Consider the following 17,107-nt stretch of genomic DNA (forward strand, 5'->3'; position numbering starts at 1 on the left):
GATTTTTAGAAATTTTAATCCTATTTTTGTTCAAAGTAATATTGAAAGTCTAATGAGAGATATGAAAAAACTTTCAGGGATTTTCAGTACGAATTGTTACGATAATAATGTAATATTTAAAATTAAATATGAAAAAAGTTGTATACACATTGATGCTGATGGCAGTTTTTTCCTGTGGAAAAGTTTCTCCAAAAGGAAATATTGAAAAGAAAGATGTGGATGTACCGGAATTTGTAAACCTTGACCTGGAAGGGAAATTCCGTGTATTTTATGCCAGAGGTCCGAAAAATTTTGTAGAAATAGAGACCTATCCGAATGTAGCCAATAATCTGGATGTGGATGTAGAAGACAAAACACTTTTCATCAAAGAAAAAAGAGGTACAAAAGGAGTCGATTTTTATAATGTAACGATTTATTCAAAATATAATCTTGAAAAAGTTGCCGTTTCCGATTCTGTTGAAGTCAATATTTCAAGTGAAATCAAGACAGACAATTTCAGACTCAGTATGAAAAATAATGCAAGCTTCATGGGCTCTGTCAACACCAGAAGAGCAGAAGTGGAAATGCATAACAGAAGCCGTGCTAATTTTCTTGGATTATCCAAAGAAGCTGTTATAAAAATCTCAGATACAGCAAGTTTGATTGCGCCTTACTGGAAAATTACCAACCTGAATATTGATTCCAAAAACGGAAATTACGCAGAAGTAAACGTAAAAGATTCTTTAAAAGGACATATTCAGAACACAGCAAAATTTGTCTATTATAACGATCCGATCAGAGCGTTTAAAATTGATAAAACGACGAAAGTCGAAAACAAAAAGTTGGATTAAAAAACAGCATTATTTAAACTAGAAACTAGGAACTTTACAAATTATAAAAGAACAACATTACAAATATGAATACACTAGAAAAAGCGAAACTTTGGTTAAGTGATACCTTCGATAAAGAAACAAGAGATGCTGTACAGACGTTGATCGACAGCAATTCCCCTGATCTGGAAGATTCTTTCTACAGAGAACTGGAATTCGGGACAGGAGGTATGCGTGGAATAATGGGAGTAGGAACCAACCGCTTGAATAAATATACATTAGGACAGGCTACTCAGGGATTGGCTAATTATATGCTTCAGCAGTTCAAAGGAGAAGAGATTAAAGTGGCTATCGCTTATGATGTTCGTAATAACTCAAAAGAATTCGGAAAACTGGTAGCAGATGTTTTAACAGCCAACGGAATTAAAGTTTTACTTTTCAAAGATCACAGACCGACTCCTGAATTGTCTTTCACGGTACGTGATAAAAAATGTAACGGAGGAATCGTATTAACGGCTTCTCACAACCCACCAGAATACAACGGTTACAAAGTATACTGGAATGACGGCGCACAGATTGTTCCGCCTAATGATGAAGCCATTATCAATGAAGTGTATTCTGTGAAATTTGAAGAAATTAAATTCAACGGAAATGATGATCTGATCGAATGGATCGGAGAGGAGCAGGACGATGTGTATATCGATGCATGTATTGAAAACTCTACGTATCAGAACGTTGGAAAAGAAAATTTAAATATTGTTTTCACCTCTATCCATGGAACAACCTATACAACTGTTCCCAAAGCCCTTGAAAAAGCAGGTTTCAAAAAAGTAGATCTTGTAAGAGAACAGATGATCCCAAGCGGAAATTTCCCAACAGTAGAGTCTCCCAACCCGGAAGAGCCTGCAGCATTGGAAATGGCAATGGATCTGGCAAGAATTACCAATGCAGATATCGTGATCGGAACAGACCCGGATGGGGACAGATTAGGAATCGCCGTAAGAAATCTTGATGGTGAAATGCAGCTGTTGAACGGAAACCAGACCAATACCATCCTTACGTATTACATTCTGAATGAGTGGAGAAAACAAGGGAAAATTACCGGAAAAGAGTTCATTGGTTCTACCATCGTAACTTCCGATATCTTCTTTGATATTGCACAGAAATTCGGAGTAGAATGCAAAGTAGGTCTTACCGGATTCAAATGGATCGGAAAAATGATCCGTGAAGCAGAAGGAAAACAGAAATTTGTATGCGGAGGTGAAGAAAGTTTCGGATTTATGACCGGAGACTTCGTTCGTGATAAAGACTCTTGCGGAAGTATTCTTTTAGCCTGCGAAATTGCAGCTTGGTGCAAAGCCAACGGAAAAACAATGTATCAGTACATGATTGAGATCTATGAGGATCTTGGAATGTATTATGAAGGATTAATCAATATCGTTAGAAAAGGGAAAGAAGGAGCTGAAGAAATTCAGAATATGATGAAAGATTTCCGTGAAAATCCTCCAAAGGAACTGGCTGGTTCATTAGTGGAAGAAGTGAAAGACTTTAAAGAGCAGACAAGTCTTACCATTTCTACGAATGAGAAAAAAGTGATGAATGATATTCCGAAGTCTAACGTTTTGATCTATTACACACAGGATGGAACAAAAGTATGTGTAAGACCTTCAGGAACAGAACCAAAAATCAAGTTCTATGTTTCTGTAAAGGATTACATTACTTCAGAAGCAGATTTCAGAGACAAATTAAAATCATTGGAAGCCAAAATAGGAGCCGTTAAAACAGATTTGAAACTGGATTAATACTCTTAAAAACACCATCAATCAAAAATATGAGAAGATTCATGGAGAACGATAATATAAATTTAAAATAAGAAAAAGTGAAAGTTTCAAAATTAGCAGCGAACCTGATCGGTTCTGAAATTGTAAAAATTGGTAACGAAGTAAATGATCTAAAAGCAAAAGGAGCGGAAATTGCCAATCTTACTATTGGTGATCTGAATTCTAATATCTATCCTATTCCGGCATTGCTGAAGGAAGAGATTCAGAAAGCATATCAGAATAATTTGACGAACTATCCGCCTGCCAACGGACTTTTATCTTTAAGAAAAGAAGTTTCCAAAGACCTTAAAAAAAGATGGAACCTGGATTATTCTCCTAACGATATTCTGATTACGGCAGGATCAAGACCTTTGATCTATGCGGTGTACAAAACCATTGTAGACGAAGGAGATAAAGTAGTGTATCCTACACCATCATGGAACAACAATCACTATGCTTATCTTACTTCTGCCAATGCTGTAGAAGTGAAAACAAAACCTGAAACCAATTTCCTTCCGACTGCTGATGATTTAAGACCTCACTTAGATGGAGCCGTTTTATTAGCTTTGTGTTCTCCATTGAACCCTACAGGAACCATGTTTACAAAAGAACAGCTTTCAGAAATCTGTGAACTGGTTATTGCTGAAAACAAAAAAAGAGGTGAAGATCAGAAACCGTTATACTTAATGTATGACCAGATCTACTCTTGCCTTACATTCGGTGCTGAGCACGTAGATCCGGTTTCTCTTTTCCCTGAAATGAAAGACTACACCATCTATATTGACGGTATTTCAAAATGCCTTGCTGCAACCGGAGTACGTGTAGGATGGGGATTCGGCCCTGCTCATATTCTTGATAAAATGAAGGCACTTCTTACTCACGTTGGAGCTTGGGCACCTAAACCTGAGCAGGAAGCAACCGCTAAATTCTATGAAAACTCAGAGAACGTTGATGTTTTTGTTAACGACTTTAAAGCTAAACTTGAAAACAGCTTAAAAGTACTTCACAACGGAGTTCAGGATTTAAAGGCAAAAGGACTTGCTGTTGACAGCATCGAACCAATGGGTGCTCTTTACCTTACCATCAAACTTGATTATATCGGAAAAACAAAACCTGACGGAGCTGTCATTGAAAACTCTTCAGATCTTGTTTTCTACTTAATCAATGAAGCAGGAGTGGCTTTGGTACCGTTCTCAGCCTTCGGAGAAGAAAAATCAGAACCTTGGTTCCGTGCTTCTGTAGGAGGATTGGCTGTAGATGAGATCAAGGTAATGCTTCCAAAACTGGAAAGTGCTTTGAACAATTTAAAGTAATCTTTACATAAAATATAGGCTTCGACTCTGTCCGGCATGACATCGTTAAAATATATCTTTTAGTTTTAGCAATGTCACGCTGAGCGGAGTCGAAGCGTTTTTTTACACACCTTTAAAACCATGAACCTTCCACAGAAATCCTTTCTTGAGACAAAATATTTGTTTTTTTCAACACTGTCAATTATTGTAATAGTAATTTTAAGCGTTTGGCTTTCAGGGAAAGCTGATCATCGCTCACTGTTTTTGAATTCAATTCTATCAACTTCTGTTCTGGCGGGAGCATTTTTCCTGTTTATCACTGGAGGGCTGTATTCTGGGTTAAAATTAAAAGATAATATCGGAAATATTTTAAACAAAGAAAGAATACAAAGGTATGCTGATAAAACACCGAAGTTTGATGGTTTTGAGGTAGACATTCCTGATGCCGGAGATGGAATAGGAGGCGCTATTCTTTCCTTTCTTGCCTGGATTGTAATTTCCATTCTACTTGTTTTTCTTTCTTATTTTTTCGGACTTTTCTTTTGGTCGGCCGTATTCTTGTTGGGTGCCATTTTGTACTGGATATTTTTCAGAGCACTCAGATTGGTTTTTAAAAATTCAGGAAAATGTAAAGGAAAAATAGTAAAAAGCCTTGGACTCGGACTTTTCTATTCTTTTATCTATATTTCATGGATATATGGAATTATTTTTCTGATCCAATATTTGAATTGAAGTTGCGTTTATTTCTCAAAAAATTAAATAAATATTAAAAGTTAGATAACCGCTTTGCACTACATTCAACAAGGAATTATATTTGTGGCTTTACACACCTGAATATATAAATCGAAAATTACACGATGAAAAAACTGAGATTTCTACTTTTACCGGTTTCAATACTGGTATACTCACAGGAGGTTGACAGTCTGAAGGTAAGTGAGTTACCAAAAGAAGTTGAACTGCCAAAAGTACAAACCTACACCTTAAAAGACGGTTCCGTCCGGACATATCCGAAACCTAAACTCCTTGACTTTGTCACCAAATTACCAAGAAACTTCATCAATACCAATAAAGATTTCGTAGCTAAAGATCATGCTTATTATCTGGGGGGGGCTGTTGGTGCTACGTTAATACTCCTGCCGTTTGATCAGAAACTCATTGATAATTCAAGAGAGCTGGCCGAAAGATGGGGAATGGATAAGGATAACAATTATCACAAAGTGGGAGGTGTTTTTAAAATTCCTAAAGATGTCGGATCTGCGCTGTACCTGATCGGAAACGGGTCTACATTAGTCTTATTAGGAATAGGCTTCGGAACCTATGGATTGATAAAAAATGACTACAGAGCCCAGGCTACGGCCAGTGGTTTAATGGAAAGTTTAATTCTTTCAGGAGTTTTTACGCAGACCCTTAAAAGAATTACCGGAAGAGAAAGCCCTTTTATTGCCGAAGAATACGGACATAAAGGAGGCGCATGGAACCCTTTTCCAAGCTTTTCAGCATTCAGCAAAAACACCTCGAATTATGACGCAATGCCATCAGGACATTTAACGACATTTATGGCTGGGATTACTGTAATTGCAGATAATTATCCGGATGCGAAATGGATCAAACCTGTAGGATATACATTAGCCGGAGCATTGTGCTTTCAGATGATGCAGAGTAAAGTTCACTGGGCGTCAGACTATCCTCTGGCTTTATTCATGGGATATTTAATAGGAAAAACCATATCAAAAAGCAGATACACTTCTTCAGAAGGAACAATCGGAAAGACAAAATATAATCTCAACTTCACTGCATCCCGCCAATGGGAATACAATATGGTAGGCGTAAAACTCTCTTTTTAAACTCTGAAATCTCTGTTTTGTTTAGGAAATAAGATACTTTTCACTACATTTGGTCTCAGGATAAAAGGTGTATCCGGACTTTTATAAATACCGGAATGAAACCTCCTGATTTAAAAAGAATTACTTAATATTGTATTGAATGAAAATAATCGCTGTCATCCCTGCACGTTATGAAGCAAGCCGTTTTCCGGGGAAATTAATGCAGATTTTAGGAGAAAAAACCGTTATTACCACAACCTATCAGAATGTAGTGGAAACGGGGCTGTTTGATGAAGTATTTGTCGCCACCGACTCTGAAATTATTCTTGATGAAATCGTAAAAAACGGAGGAAAAGCCGTCATGACAGGACAGCATGAGACCGGAAGTGACCGTATTGCGGAAGCTGTACAGAATATTGACTGCGACATTGTGATCAACGTCCAGGGAGATGAGCCTTTCCTTAAGTTAGAACCTTTACGTCAACTGATAGAAGTTTTTAAACATGACCGGCAACAGGAAATATCTTTAGCTTCTTTGAAAATACAGCTGCATGAAAAAGAAGAAATTGAAAACCCGAATAATGTAAAAGTGATTACCGATAATAATGGGTTTGCCCTGTATTTTAGCCGTTCCGTCATTCCTTTTCACAGGGAGGTTTCTTATGATGTAAGTTATTTTAAACATATTGGAGTATATGCTTTCAGAAAAGATGCCCTGCTGCAGTTTTCAAAGCTGGCTATGAAGCCATTGGAAATATCCGAAAAGATTGAATGCATCCGCTATCTTGAATATGGAATGAAAATCAAAATGATAGAAACCAATTTCGTAGGAGTAGGCATTGATACTCCGGAAGATCTGGAAAAAGCCCGAAAACTTATCTGAAATTAACAAATTGGTCTTCCTGAGCTTTTGCCTTTTTTGCAATTTTCCATAAATCCCCCTATATTTGAATTTATAAATAAAATTAATGAAGAAGTTATTATTAGTATTTGGACTGATATTTTCGCACGTGATATTCGGACAGACCGCAAAGGAAATTATTGACAAAAACATTGAATTATCCGGAGGGTTAACCAATTGGAAACTGTTAAACTCAGTATTGCTTCAGGGAAAAGTAATCCTGGGTGTCAAAGATGAATATCCGATAAGAATTTTTCAGCAGCGTCCGAATCTTACTAAAACATTGATTACCACCGGAGGGAAAGAAACGGCAATTGAAGGTTTTGATGGTACCAAAGGATATGCAATGAACTATGCGGCCAACAAACTTCAGGAATATCCTGAATATGTGCCGGAAAGTTTTGATAATGATTTCATTGATTGGGAAAATAAAGGATTTGACGCCAAATATCTTGGAAAAGAAAAAGTAGGAGAGATCTACTGCCATAAGGTACAGCTTACCAAGAATGTAAATAAGAACATGTACTATTTTGATACAAAAACGTATATGCTGATTAAAGAAGTGAAAAAAGATGAGACACTGATCTATTCTGATTTCAAAAAAGTTGGGAACATTATCATGCCCTTCAGAATCGAATCTTCAAGTCCCAAAAAAGACGGAGATTATGTGATGTTATTAAACAGAATCGATATCAATAAAGTTTTTCCGGCTAATATTTTTAAGTTTTAAATCAACTGCAGCCTGCTGCATAAAATTATAAGAAATGAAAAAGATTTTTTTACTGCTGCTTTCTTTCATGGCATTCCTGCAAAGCTGCACCAACCAGAAAAGTGAAATTTCTAAAGCTAAAACCACAGAACTTATGGGAAAAACAATATATGACTTTAAAGTAGAAAGTCTTGACGGTAAAGAAATCAATTTTGCTGATTTCAAAGGGAAAAAAATACTGATTGTCAATACCGCTTCAGAATGTGGGTTTACACCCCAATACGCAGATCTTGAAAAGGTGTACGAACAATATAAAGATAAACTGGTTGTAGTAGGTTTCCCTGCAAACAATTTCGGGGGCCAGGAGCCTGGGACCAACACGGAAATCGGTGCTTTCTGCCAGAAAAACTACGGAGTAACGTTCCCTTTGGCAGCTAAAGTTTCCGTGAAAGGAGATGATACCGCTCCCATCTTCAAGTACTTAACGGAAAAGGAATTGAACGGAGTAAAGAACACAACCATCCTTTGGAACTTCACCAAATTCCTGGTAGATGAAAACGGAAAACTGATCGATTCTTTTGTAAGTACTACAAAGCCTACTGATGAGGCAATTACAAAGTATCTGAAATAAAAAATATTTTTATAAGTGGGTGTTTACATCCACTTTTTTATTTTAAAATTGGTAATTATACAATTTTACATTAATACTGCTATCTTATTTATTATGACTCTGTCATTCTGAATGTAACGCAGTGAAATGAAGAATCCGGACTTTCCATAAGATTCTTCCTTCGTCAGAATGGCAATGGCATCAAATTGCATATAGTCCTTTTAAATTGTAATATATCTTATGAAAAAAATAATTTATACCCTTTGTATCCTGGCTTCGTTTATGTTAGGATTTGCTTTTAAGGCTGTTACAGAAAACAAGTCTGACGATATGAAAAGAGTTACCGGTATTGGCGGTATCTTTTTTAAATGTAAAGATCCTGAGAAAATGAGAGAGTGGTACAAAAATCATCTGGGACTCAGTACCAATCAGTATGGAGCTGTATTTGAATGGTTTCAGGGTAGTGATAATTCTAAAAAAGGATTCAGCCAGTGGAGCCCTTTCAGTGAAAAGACTAAATATTTTCAGCCTTCGGAGAAAGATTTTATGATCAATTACAGGGTGGATAATCTTGAAAAACTTGTTGAACAGTTGAAGAAAGAAAATGTAACCGTTGTAGATAAAATTGAAACTTATGAATATGGAAAATTTGTCCATATCATGGATATTGAGGGCAATAAAATAGAGCTTTGGGAGCCTAATGATATTGAATATGAAAAATTAGGACAGAAAATGGGCAGCAAGACTACAAAATAGGTAATACATTACAGGTAGCAGTATTGGGAGCTTAAATTTAAGGGAATCAATAAGGAGTTTTTTCCCCTTTAACACGAAACATATTACCCCGCATCCCGAAATCCCGAATCACGCATCCCGAATCTTTTAACTATTCATTGCTCTTTTCCGCAAAACAGAAAATATTTCCCAGCTTGATACTGGAGTAACCGTTACTTTTTATTTTCGAAGAATTAATCATAGCTTTTGCCAGAATATCGGTTGGCAGGGGCTTCTGACTTTCTAATAGCCCTAATTTATTAGCAAATTTGATGATGCGGCTTCCCAATACTTCTCCGGTTCTTTCAGAATCTTTTCGTTCCAGCATTCCCGGCTTAAAAATAGTGATCTTGTTGAAATGCAGCTGTTTTACAGCTTCTTCCAGTTCGCCCTTCATTTTAGAATAGAAAATTTTAGACTGTGGATTTGCTCCGTAGGCTGATACCAGAATATAATCTTCCACTTCATTCTCTTTCGCTGCTTTCGCAAATTCATACTGATAATCAAAGTCTACTTTTTTCTGGGCTTCTTTGCTTCCGGCATCCTTTAAAGTTGTTCCCAGGCAGGAAAAGGCAACATCTCCTTTTACCATATTTTTCCATTCCTCCGGCTTCTCAAAATTCACCACATGAACTTTAAGCTTGTCATTTTGAATATCAACAGGCTTTCTGACAAAGATATCCACTTCATCAAACTCTTTGTCATTCAGTAACTGATTGACAAGATCTTTTCCTGTGGCACCTGTAGCACCTATTACCAGAGCTTTCATAATAATTGCGGTTTTGTGAGATTATTTCTTTCTTAAATTTACTAAATTTGAATCAAAGATTAAAGAATTAATTTGATCATTACTTATCACTTAAATTGAACATGGATGCCAACGAAATTTTAGATTATTGTCTTGCCAAAAAAGGAGTTACAGAAAGTTTTCCGTTTGATAACGAAACTCTCGTGATGAAAGTAGACACCAAAATGTTTTTACTGATGGGACTTGAGAGACAGCCGTTGGCCATTAATGTAAAAACAGATCCTGAATGGAGTGCAGAGCTTCGTGAACAATATCCTCAGATCACAGGTGCTTATCATATGAACAAAACCCACTGGAATTCTGTAACGGTAGATGGATTGAAAAGAGATCTGATCTTTAAACTCATTGATCAATCCTACGAGCTGGTTTTCAAATCCCTGACTAAAAAAGCGCAGAATGAAGTCAATTCATTATAGTAAATAAAATAAATTGAGGTACGGGATTTGTTATCTATTACTGGTGAAATAATATATTTGACATTAATAAAATAAATAACAAATGAGAAATCACCTTTTATTATTCGCAGCAGCCGGAACATTGATGCTGTCAGGCTGCACCAAGCCGGTAAATAAGAACACTACCGAAAAAAATACTTCTGCTGTATCAGCCTCTGAAAAATCTCCCGAAACTCTTAAATTAGAATTTTCAGGAACAGACGCATTTACCATTAAAAATGCCCGGCTGAAAGTGAGCTTATATGGAATGGACGAAAAACTGGCTGATGCTCCTGCTACTTTAATTACAGAACAGGAATATGAACAGAAATCAATACCTTTCACCATCAATCTGCCAATACCTGAAAATGCCGAAAGCAAGATCAATCCAAAACCTGCCGGTCCTGCAAAATATTATGTAACCATAAGCTGGGACTCTGATGGAAACGGAAAAGCAGATCAAAAAGGAGATATCTTTATTAATTATGACAAGAAGTTCCCGAATGTGAAACTGAATAATGAAACCCAGAAAATCTACTTAAAAGTACTAAAATAAACCAAAAGGCTATTCTCACCGAATAGCCTTTCTCTATATTTAAAAATCAAATTTTTCTGTTATTCTTTTATCCTCATCCAGTCTTTCAATCAATTTGTCCAGACCTTCAAATTTGATCTCATCATGAAGAAAATCCCTAAAACTTACCGTAATCTTTTCTTCATAAATATCATCCTCAAAATCAAGGATATAAACTTCCACAGTTAGTTTTTCTCCGTTTACCGTCGGATTGGTTCCGATGCTCAGCATTCCCTTATATTGGTTGCCTTTTACAAATACTTCCACAATATAAGCTCCTTTTTTAGGCAACAGCTTGATCGATTCGGTATCAATATTAGCTGTGGGATATCCGATGGTTCTTCCGATCTTTTTCCCATGAACTACAGTTCCGGAAACAGAGTAGGAGTAGCCCAACATTTCATTTGCTTCTTTAACATTTCCTGCTAAAAGCGCATTACGCACTTTTGTGGAGCTGATATTGTTTTCATGAATGTTGATGGCTTCCATCTGTTCTACTTCAAAATCAAGTTCTTTTGATAATTTCTGAAGAAGCTCAAAATTTCCGCTTTTGTTTTTTCCAAAAGAATGATCGTAGCCTATAATAAGGTACTTTACATTAAGTTTATCAACTAAAATCTGACGTACAAATTCTTCTCCGGTCAAATTTCTGAATTCTTCATCAAATTCTTTAAGGAACAAATTATCAATGCCATATTTCTCTACAAGTTGTTTCTTTTCCTCCAGCGTATTCAGAAGCTTTAAATCTTCATTCGGATTAAAAACAAATCTTGGATGCGGCCAGAAGGTAAGGATTGCAGTTTCCAGATTATTTTCTGTACCTATTTTAGTCAGTTCATCGATAATACTCTTGTGCCCGAGATGTACCCCGTCAAACATTCCTAAAGACAACGCTAGAGGCTTCTGTGAGGAGTAATCTGTAAAATTCTTGAAAACTTTCAAAACGGAAAAATTTTGATTGCAAATATAAAACCTTTATTTTTAATGTAACGGAGAGAACCTGAAAATTTAAAAATGAAAAATTCTGAAAATATCCTGTATTATATTGTATGATAATAATGACAAATTAATGAATTGTGTATTTGCTGTTAAATATAATGATAAATAATGAATTTTACATAGTAAATGGCAAACTCCTTCCTCTCTTCAAAAGCATGATAAAAATCTTTTTTTTACCAATTGCGGGTTTATGAAGAATCACTATATTTGCACCAAGAAAAAATTTAGCAATGGCAAACCAAATTAAAGGTAAAATTTCTCAAATTATTGGTCCGGTAATCGACGTTGTCTTCACAGATGTGGAAGCTGTTCCAGCAATCTATGACGCGTTAGAAATTACAAAAGAAAACGGTGAAAAAGTAGTTTTAGAGGTAGAACAACATATTGGCGAAGATACAGTAAGATGTATCGCAATGGACGCTACTGACGGTCTTAAAAGAGGGCAGGACGTAATTGGATACGGAAATCCTATTATGATGCCTATCGGAGAGGCTGTAAACGGAAGACTATTCAACGTTGTTGGTGATGCTATCGACGGACTTCAAGATATTTCTAAGGATGGTGGTCTTCCAATTCACAGACCAGCTCCAAAATTTGATCAATTATCAACTTCAGCAGAAGTTTTATTTACAGGTATTAAAGTAATCGACCTAGTTGAGCCTTATGCAAAAGGAGGTAAAATTGGATTGTTCGGTGGTGCCGGTGTAGGTAAAACAGTATTGATCCAGGAGTTGATTAACAATATTGCAAAAGGACACGGAGGTCTTTCTGTATTCGCCGGAGTAGGTGAAAGAACGAGAGAAGGAAATGACCTTTTGAGAGAGATGTTGGAATCAGGTATTATCAAGTATGGTGATGATTTCATGCACTCTATGGAAAACGGAGGCTGGGATCTTTCTAAAGTAGACTTAGAAGCTATGAAAGATTCAAAAGCTGCGTTCGTTTTCGGACAGATGAACGAGCCGCCAGGTGCAAGAGCGAGAGTAGCACTTTCTGGTCTTACATTGGCTGAGTACTACAGAGACGGTGGAGAAAGCGGACAAGGTAGAGACGTACTTTTCTTCGTAGACAACATCTTCCGTTTTACACAGGCTGGTTCTGAGGTATCTGCACTTCTTGGTCGTATGCCATCAGCGGTAGGTTACCAACCAACGCTAGCTTCTGAAATGGGTGCGATGCAGGAAAGAATTACTTCAACTAAAAATGGTTCAATTACTTCAGTACAGGCGGTATACGTACCTGCGGATGACTTAACTGACCCGGCTCCTGCAACTACGTTTGCTCACTTGGATGCAACTACGGTACTTGACAGAAAGATTGCTTCATTAGGTATCTATCCAGCGGTAGATCCACTAGCTTCTACTTCTAGAATCCTTGCTCCTGAAGTTATCGGTCACGATCACTACAACTGTGCTCAAAGAGTAAAAGAAATCCTTCAAAGATATAAAGCACTTCAGGATATCATCGCAATCCTTGGTATGGAAGAACTTTCTGAAGAAGATAAAGCTGTTGTATACCGTGCAAGAAAAGTTCAGAGATTCTTATCTCAGCCTTTCCACGTAGCAGAGCAGTTTACAGGTATCCCAGGATCATTGGTAGACATCAAAGATACAATCAAAGGATTCAACATGATTATGGATGGTGAATTAGATCACTTACCAGAAGCAGCTTTCAACCTGAAAGGAACTATCGAAGAAGCTATCGAAGCAGGACAAAAAATGTTAGCTGAAAACGCTTAATAATTAGACATAAAGATTACAGATACAAGACATGAGACTTTAAGGTTGTCTGAAATCTGAAATCTGAAATCTTCAAATCTAAATTAAAATGAATATAAAAATTTTAACACCAGAATACGTAGTTTTTGAAGGAGAAGTAGACTCAGTATTATTGCCTGGAAAAAATGGTGAATTTCACATCATGAAAAACCACGCAGGAATTGTTTCTTCTTTAATCGGAGGTGATGTAAAGCTTTTTGCTAACTCTATTGATGAGGCTTATGCTAAAAATTTCACTAAAGAAGCCGGAAAAGACTCTGTTTTTGCTTATGCTATCAAAAGCGGTGTTGTAGAATTTAATCATAATAAAGGAATTATCCTTTGTGAATAATTAAATGAAAAGCTAAATATATTTTCAAGAAAGTGTAACTTTGCGTTACACTTTTTTTATTTGTAAAAGTCTGATTGTATGAAGAGAGGCATAATCATATTATTTACAGTTCTGGGTGTTTTCCTCCATGCCCAGAATATCAAAACCAAAAGAGGAATTATTAATCTTGACGGTATTCCGGTAGCTAAGCTCTCCAACAAATCCAGCGAATATACGTTTATGGATCTTAAAGAGACCCCGATGTATACGATTAAATTCATTGATAAAAGCATCGTGGATTCTGTTCGCGACAGTTATATCATTGTCAACAGAGTGTACAACAGGGACAAAACCATCGAAATTGATTACTCGTCACCTTCTGCATTTTCCGGAGAAGAAAAATCTGCAGTCTTTACTTCAGTTAAAGATCTTAAAATTATTGATAACAAAGGGATCAATGTTAAAAATCTGGATGAGCTTTTTTCAAATGTTCCGAAAAGGAAGCTGGACGCTAAAACAAAAGATGCTTATGCGATCAGAAAGAAAATAGACAAAATGAATATTGAGGTCAATAAAGTGGGAGAGATCCTTAGTAATGGCGTTCCGGTGGGATATTTTACCAATCTGCCGGTAAGTTTTGGTTCGGAAGATACCATTATGGACAAAACACCTATTGATATTGAAATTTATGATGCTAAAAGTAAACTTATCGGAAGGTATATTACCACAACAAAACAGCTGAAAACAGCGGGAGGAAAGTCTTTTACCATCTATAGAGAAATGTCCGGAAGAGCTTCAATCCTGAAATTCCCGACCTACAAAGCATTGGCTGAGCGCATGGCGATTATGGATCCTAATTTTATCAAAATACAGGAAAAAGTAAACGTAGGTACTGTTTCAAAAGAGACCCCTAATTAATGTAATACAGATTTTATCAATAGGAACGGGCTTTAACCCGTTTTTTTATTATGTATCAAATTCATCCGGCTTTAACCAAAACTTTAAAACCACCCGTCAAAAATTCTTTGAATTTTTGCCACCCCTCCGGAGGAGGGGAATATTTTGCCGGTTTATATATGGTAGTTAAAAATTTGGACTTGATGATCCTTCTTTATGAAAAATTTTATTCTCTTAAATAAAAATTTAGATCTGTGTCATCCGTGAAATCTGTGAGAGATTATATTTTAATCAAAACAAGTCTTATTCATTCAGAAAAATAAGAATTCACGGAAAATTAACCATTTTTAAAAATCCCTGAGAAAAAAACGGAATTTTTTATAAACTTAAAATTACGCCGTTTTCCTTCAATTGCTGCATTGGTTTTGAGAACCAGAACAGCTCAAAATCATCGAAATTTTCTTCAAAATGATTCTTAAGTTGTTGAATAGTAGGTTTTTTAGAATTTTCAACAGCATTTTCTTCCAGTACATTCATCAGCCATTCTGCTTTTTCCTGTTCCAGTTCCACCTTCACAATATTGGTTTTTAAGTGGAATGTAAGAAGCGTATACGTACCAGAATATTTCTTTTTATTTTTTACGCGATTCTCAGCGATTACATTTTTGGTTAAAAAGACAACTTTGGAATTGGTCTTCAACTGAAACTGCCCATCTTCCAAAAGACAGTCGTGAATATAATCCGGATGAATGGTTGTTCTTGGAATTTTAAAATCAAACCATTCCTGAAGCGGCAGTTCGAAATTGACTCCATGCATATAATTGAATAAAGATTTCTTTAATCCGAAGCTGAACCTGTTATGATCGATTCCGGTTTTATCTTTAAAATCAATATCATTATTGGCAAACAAAATTTCCTGTTTTACCGGAATGACTCCAAAATCTTCCGGGCTTATTCCCACTGGTGAATGAGCTGTCATCGCAAACTGATGCCAGAAACCACTCTGAAGGATTCCCATTTCAAACATTTGTCTCACCATTTCAAGGGAGTCTACAGTTTCCTGAATGGTTTGGGTAGGATAGCCATACATCAGATACGCATGAACCATAATTCCTGCTTCTGTAAAATTTCTTGTTACATTGGCAACCTGTTCCACAGAAACTCCTTTATCAATTAATTTCAGCAGTCTGTCACTTGCTACTTCAAGTCCACCGGAAACAGCCACGCATCCTGAAAGCTTCAGAAGATAACAGAGATCACGGGTAAAGCTTTTTTCAAAACGGATATTGGTCCACCAGGTAACCACCAGATTTCTTCGGAGAATTTCCAGAGCAACCTCTCTCATAAGGGCAGGTGGAGCAGCTTCATCTACAAAATGGAATCCTGTCTCACCGGTTGTACGGATCAGTTCTTCAATCCGGTCTACCAGAATTTTCGCAGAAATAGGTTCGTAGATTTTAATATAGTCTAAAGAAATATCACAGAATGTACATTTTCCCCAGTAGCATCCGTGTGCCATCGTCAGTTTGTTCCATCGTCCGTCGCTCCATAAACTGTGCATCGGATTGGCGATTTCGATAACGGAAATATATTGATCCAGTTTTAAATCTGTATAATCAGGAGTACCTATTTCAGACTGTTTGAAGTCGTGTCTTCTAGAATTATTCTTGTAAACAACTTCATTATTTTCTAGAAGAAAAGTTCTTTTAAATTCACCTTCCCCGGCGGTAATTTCTAAATTTTGGTGAAGAAGTTCCAATGGAAGCTCACCGTCATCTAAAGTAATAAAATCAAAAAATTCAAATACTCTCTGGTCTTTAACTTCTCTTAATTCTGTATTGGGAAATCCTCCTCCCATCGCAATTTTAATGTGAGGATAATGCTTTTTGATCCATTGGGCGCATTTGAAACCGGAATAAAGATTACCGGGAAACGGTATTGAAAAGCAAACCAGTTTTGGCTGCACAGTTTCTATTTTTTCCTGAAGAATTTTTAAAGTAAATTCATCTATAAAGGTAGGCTCACCAGATAGTTTAGAATATAATTCATCGAAAGAATTGGCACTTTTCCCAAGGCGTTCCGCATATCTGCTGAAACCAAAATCAGCATCAATATTTTCTACAATATAATCGGAAATATCTTCTAAATAAAGTGTTGCCAGATGTTTGGCCTTATCCTGAAGACCCATATTTCCAAAAGCAAATTCCATATCATCCAGCTGGTTGAAACGGGAAGCTTCGGGAAGAAAGTTCATGCTGCAGATCTGTCTTGCCAGTGTAGGTGTTTTTCCCTGTAGAAAAGGAATCACCTGATCTATCGTTTTTAAATACTCTTCTCTTAAGGCATAAATTCTCCGGGAATTTTCAGAGGTGTTCTGAAGATCAATTTCTTTATTGAAAACCTTGAGTATTCCGTCCTTTGAAAATAATTCCAAAATAACATCGATCCCCAAATCTACCTGGTAGCTGGAAATATTTTTGGTATTTAAAAATCCTTTAATATAAGCCGTTGCAGGATAAGGAGTATTAAGTTGGGTAAAAGGCGGAGTAATAAGAAGCAGGTCTTTCAAC

General features: G+C 36.4%; 18 protein-coding genes. 14 read left to right on the top strand and 4 right to left on the bottom strand.

Annotated features, from left to right (window positions below; genetic code table 11):
- Window positions 1–128: 128 nt before the first annotated feature.
- The 8 genes from AB1278_RS11465 to AB1278_RS11500 all read left to right on the top strand — a co-directional run bounded on the left by AB1278_RS11465 (window position 129) and on the right by AB1278_RS11500 (window position 7,985).
- Window positions 129–830, top strand: coding sequence for a GIN domain-containing protein (locus tag AB1278_RS11465; RefSeq protein ID WP_429814366.1), 702 nt, complete (start codon window positions 129–131; stop codon window positions 828–830).
- Window positions 831–895: 65 nt separating this feature from the next.
- Window positions 896–2,611, top strand: a complete 1,716-nt coding sequence (locus AB1278_RS11470; RefSeq protein ID WP_429814369.1) for a phospho-sugar mutase — start codon at window positions 896–898, stop codon at window positions 2,609–2,611.
- Between the two features lie 77 nt (window positions 2,612–2,688).
- Entirely contained in the window at window positions 2,689–3,942 is a 1,254-nt protein-coding gene (locus tag AB1278_RS11475) for a pyridoxal phosphate-dependent aminotransferase (protein WP_202840637.1), read from the top strand.
- Window positions 3,943–4,185: 243 nt separating this feature from the next.
- Complete coding sequence (locus AB1278_RS11480; protein ID WP_429814372.1) at window positions 4,186–4,653, top strand: hypothetical protein; 468 nt, start codon at window positions 4,186–4,188, stop codon at window positions 4,651–4,653.
- 125 nt (window positions 4,654–4,778) lie between these two features.
- Window positions 4,779–5,765, top strand: coding sequence for a phosphatase PAP2 family protein (locus AB1278_RS11485; RefSeq protein ID WP_429814375.1), 987 nt, complete (start codon window positions 4,779–4,781; stop codon window positions 5,763–5,765).
- 139 nt (window positions 5,766–5,904) lie between these two features.
- Entirely contained in the window at window positions 5,905–6,627 is a 723-nt protein-coding gene (gene kdsB, locus AB1278_RS11490) for a 3-deoxy-manno-octulosonate cytidylyltransferase (protein WP_330746528.1), read from the top strand.
- Between the two features lie 85 nt (window positions 6,628–6,712).
- A complete protein-coding gene (locus tag AB1278_RS11495; protein ID WP_202840629.1) occupies window positions 6,713–7,375 on the top strand; it encodes a histidine kinase in 663 nt (220 codons plus the stop codon).
- 34 nt (window positions 7,376–7,409) lie between these two features.
- Window positions 7,410–7,985, top strand: a complete 576-nt coding sequence (locus tag AB1278_RS11500; protein WP_110010221.1) for a glutathione peroxidase — start codon at window positions 7,410–7,412, stop codon at window positions 7,983–7,985.
- Window positions 7,986–8,050: 65 nt separating this feature from the next.
- On the opposite strand, the gene AB1278_RS11505 is transcribed toward AB1278_RS11500, so the two are convergent.
- The gene (locus AB1278_RS11505) at window positions 8,051–8,176 is read right to left on the bottom strand and encodes a hypothetical protein (protein ID WP_429814379.1); all 126 of its coding nucleotides are present in this window, start codon (window positions 8,174–8,176) and stop codon (window positions 8,051–8,053) included.
- 28 nt (window positions 8,177–8,204) lie between these two features.
- Between AB1278_RS11505 and AB1278_RS11510 the strand changes: the two genes are divergently transcribed.
- The gene (locus AB1278_RS11510) at window positions 8,205–8,720 is read left to right on the top strand and encodes a VOC family protein (RefSeq protein WP_343642741.1); all 516 of its coding nucleotides are present in this window, start codon (window positions 8,205–8,207) and stop codon (window positions 8,718–8,720) included.
- 130 nt (window positions 8,721–8,850) lie between these two features.
- Here the strand turns inward: AB1278_RS11510 and AB1278_RS11515 are convergent, their stop codons facing one another.
- On the bottom strand, window positions 8,851–9,507 hold the full coding sequence (locus tag AB1278_RS11515) for an NAD(P)H-binding protein (protein WP_202840627.1): 657 nt from the start codon (window positions 9,505–9,507) through the stop codon (window positions 8,851–8,853).
- Between the two features lie 101 nt (window positions 9,508–9,608).
- Here AB1278_RS11515 and AB1278_RS11520 point away from each other — a divergent pair, with 101 nt between their 5' ends.
- Window positions 9,609–9,962 carry an MmcQ/YjbR family DNA-binding protein gene (locus AB1278_RS11520; RefSeq protein WP_202840625.1) on the top strand — a complete coding sequence of 118 codons (354 nt, stop codon included), beginning with the start codon at window positions 9,609–9,611 and terminating at the stop codon, window positions 9,960–9,962.
- Between the two features lie 82 nt (window positions 9,963–10,044).
- Window positions 10,045–10,536, top strand: a complete 492-nt coding sequence (locus AB1278_RS11525) for a hypothetical protein (protein ID WP_429814384.1) — start codon at window positions 10,045–10,047, stop codon at window positions 10,534–10,536.
- A gap of 39 nt (window positions 10,537–10,575) precedes the next feature.
- Here AB1278_RS11525 and AB1278_RS11530 read toward each other — a convergent pair whose 3' ends face one another.
- Entirely contained in the window at window positions 10,576–11,496 is a 921-nt protein-coding gene (locus AB1278_RS11530) for a bifunctional riboflavin kinase/FAD synthetase (RefSeq protein ID WP_429814387.1), read from the bottom strand.
- Between the two features lie 287 nt (window positions 11,497–11,783).
- Here AB1278_RS11530 and atpD point away from each other — a divergent pair, with 287 nt between their 5' ends.
- From atpD to AB1278_RS11545, 3 genes are all read left to right on the top strand, one after another.
- Entirely contained in the window at window positions 11,784–13,292 is a 1,509-nt protein-coding gene (atpD, locus tag AB1278_RS11535) for a F0F1 ATP synthase subunit beta (RefSeq protein ID WP_062674887.1), read from the top strand.
- Window positions 13,293–13,380: 88 nt separating this feature from the next.
- A complete protein-coding gene (locus AB1278_RS11540) occupies window positions 13,381–13,662 on the top strand; it encodes a FoF1 ATP synthase subunit delta/epsilon (RefSeq protein WP_062674884.1) in 282 nt (93 codons plus the stop codon).
- Between the two features lie 78 nt (window positions 13,663–13,740).
- Complete coding sequence (locus AB1278_RS11545; protein WP_227942219.1) at window positions 13,741–14,559, top strand: hypothetical protein; 819 nt, start codon at window positions 13,741–13,743, stop codon at window positions 14,557–14,559.
- A 357-nt stretch (window positions 14,560–14,916) separates the two neighbouring features.
- Here AB1278_RS11545 and AB1278_RS11550 read toward each other — a convergent pair whose 3' ends face one another.
- The gene (locus AB1278_RS11550; RefSeq protein ID WP_429814392.1) at window positions 14,917–17,106 is read right to left on the bottom strand and encodes a B12-binding domain-containing radical SAM protein; all 2,190 of its coding nucleotides are present in this window, start codon (window positions 17,104–17,106) and stop codon (window positions 14,917–14,919) included.
- Window position 17,107 lies beyond the last annotated feature (1 nt).

The organism is Chryseobacterium sp. NRRL B-14798, from assembly GCF_050470705.1.
GTDB lineage: Bacteria > Bacteroidota > Bacteroidia > Flavobacteriales > Weeksellaceae > Chryseobacterium > Chryseobacterium cupriresistens.

Coding starts and splice junctions, on each gene's coding strand:
- AB1278_RS11465 (WP_429814366.1), top strand. CDS start 129: ATGAAAAAAGTTGTATACACATTGATGCTGATGGCAGTTTTTTCCTGT.
- AB1278_RS11470 (WP_429814369.1), top strand. CDS start 896: ATGAATACACTAGAAAAAGCGAAACTTTGGTTAAGTGATACCTTCGAT.
- AB1278_RS11485 (WP_429814375.1), top strand. CDS start 4,779: ATGAAAAAACTGAGATTTCTACTTTTACCGGTTTCAATACTGGTATAC.
- kdsB (WP_330746528.1), top strand. CDS start 5,905: ATGAAAATAATCGCTGTCATCCCTGCACGTTATGAAGCAAGCCGTTTT.
- AB1278_RS11495 (WP_202840629.1), top strand. CDS start 6,713: ATGAAGAAGTTATTATTAGTATTTGGACTGATATTTTCGCACGTGATA.
- AB1278_RS11500 (WP_110010221.1), top strand. CDS start 7,410: ATGAAAAAGATTTTTTTACTGCTGCTTTCTTTCATGGCATTCCTGCAA.
- AB1278_RS11505 (WP_429814379.1), bottom strand. CDS start 8,176: ATGCAATTTGATGCCATTGCCATTCTGACGAAGGAAGAATCTTATGGA.
- AB1278_RS11510 (WP_343642741.1), top strand. CDS start 8,205: ATGAAAAAAATAATTTATACCCTTTGTATCCTGGCTTCGTTTATGTTA.
- AB1278_RS11515 (WP_202840627.1), bottom strand. CDS start 9,507: ATGAAAGCTCTGGTAATAGGTGCTACAGGTGCCACAGGAAAAGATCTT.
- AB1278_RS11520 (WP_202840625.1), top strand. CDS start 9,609: ATGGATGCCAACGAAATTTTAGATTATTGTCTTGCCAAAAAAGGAGTT.
- AB1278_RS11525 (WP_429814384.1), top strand. CDS start 10,045: ATGAGAAATCACCTTTTATTATTCGCAGCAGCCGGAACATTGATGCTG.
- atpD (WP_062674887.1), top strand. CDS start 11,784: ATGGCAAACCAAATTAAAGGTAAAATTTCTCAAATTATTGGTCCGGTA.
- AB1278_RS11540 (WP_062674884.1), top strand. CDS start 13,381: ATGAATATAAAAATTTTAACACCAGAATACGTAGTTTTTGAAGGAGAA.
- AB1278_RS11545 (WP_227942219.1), top strand. CDS start 13,741: ATGAAGAGAGGCATAATCATATTATTTACAGTTCTGGGTGTTTTCCTC.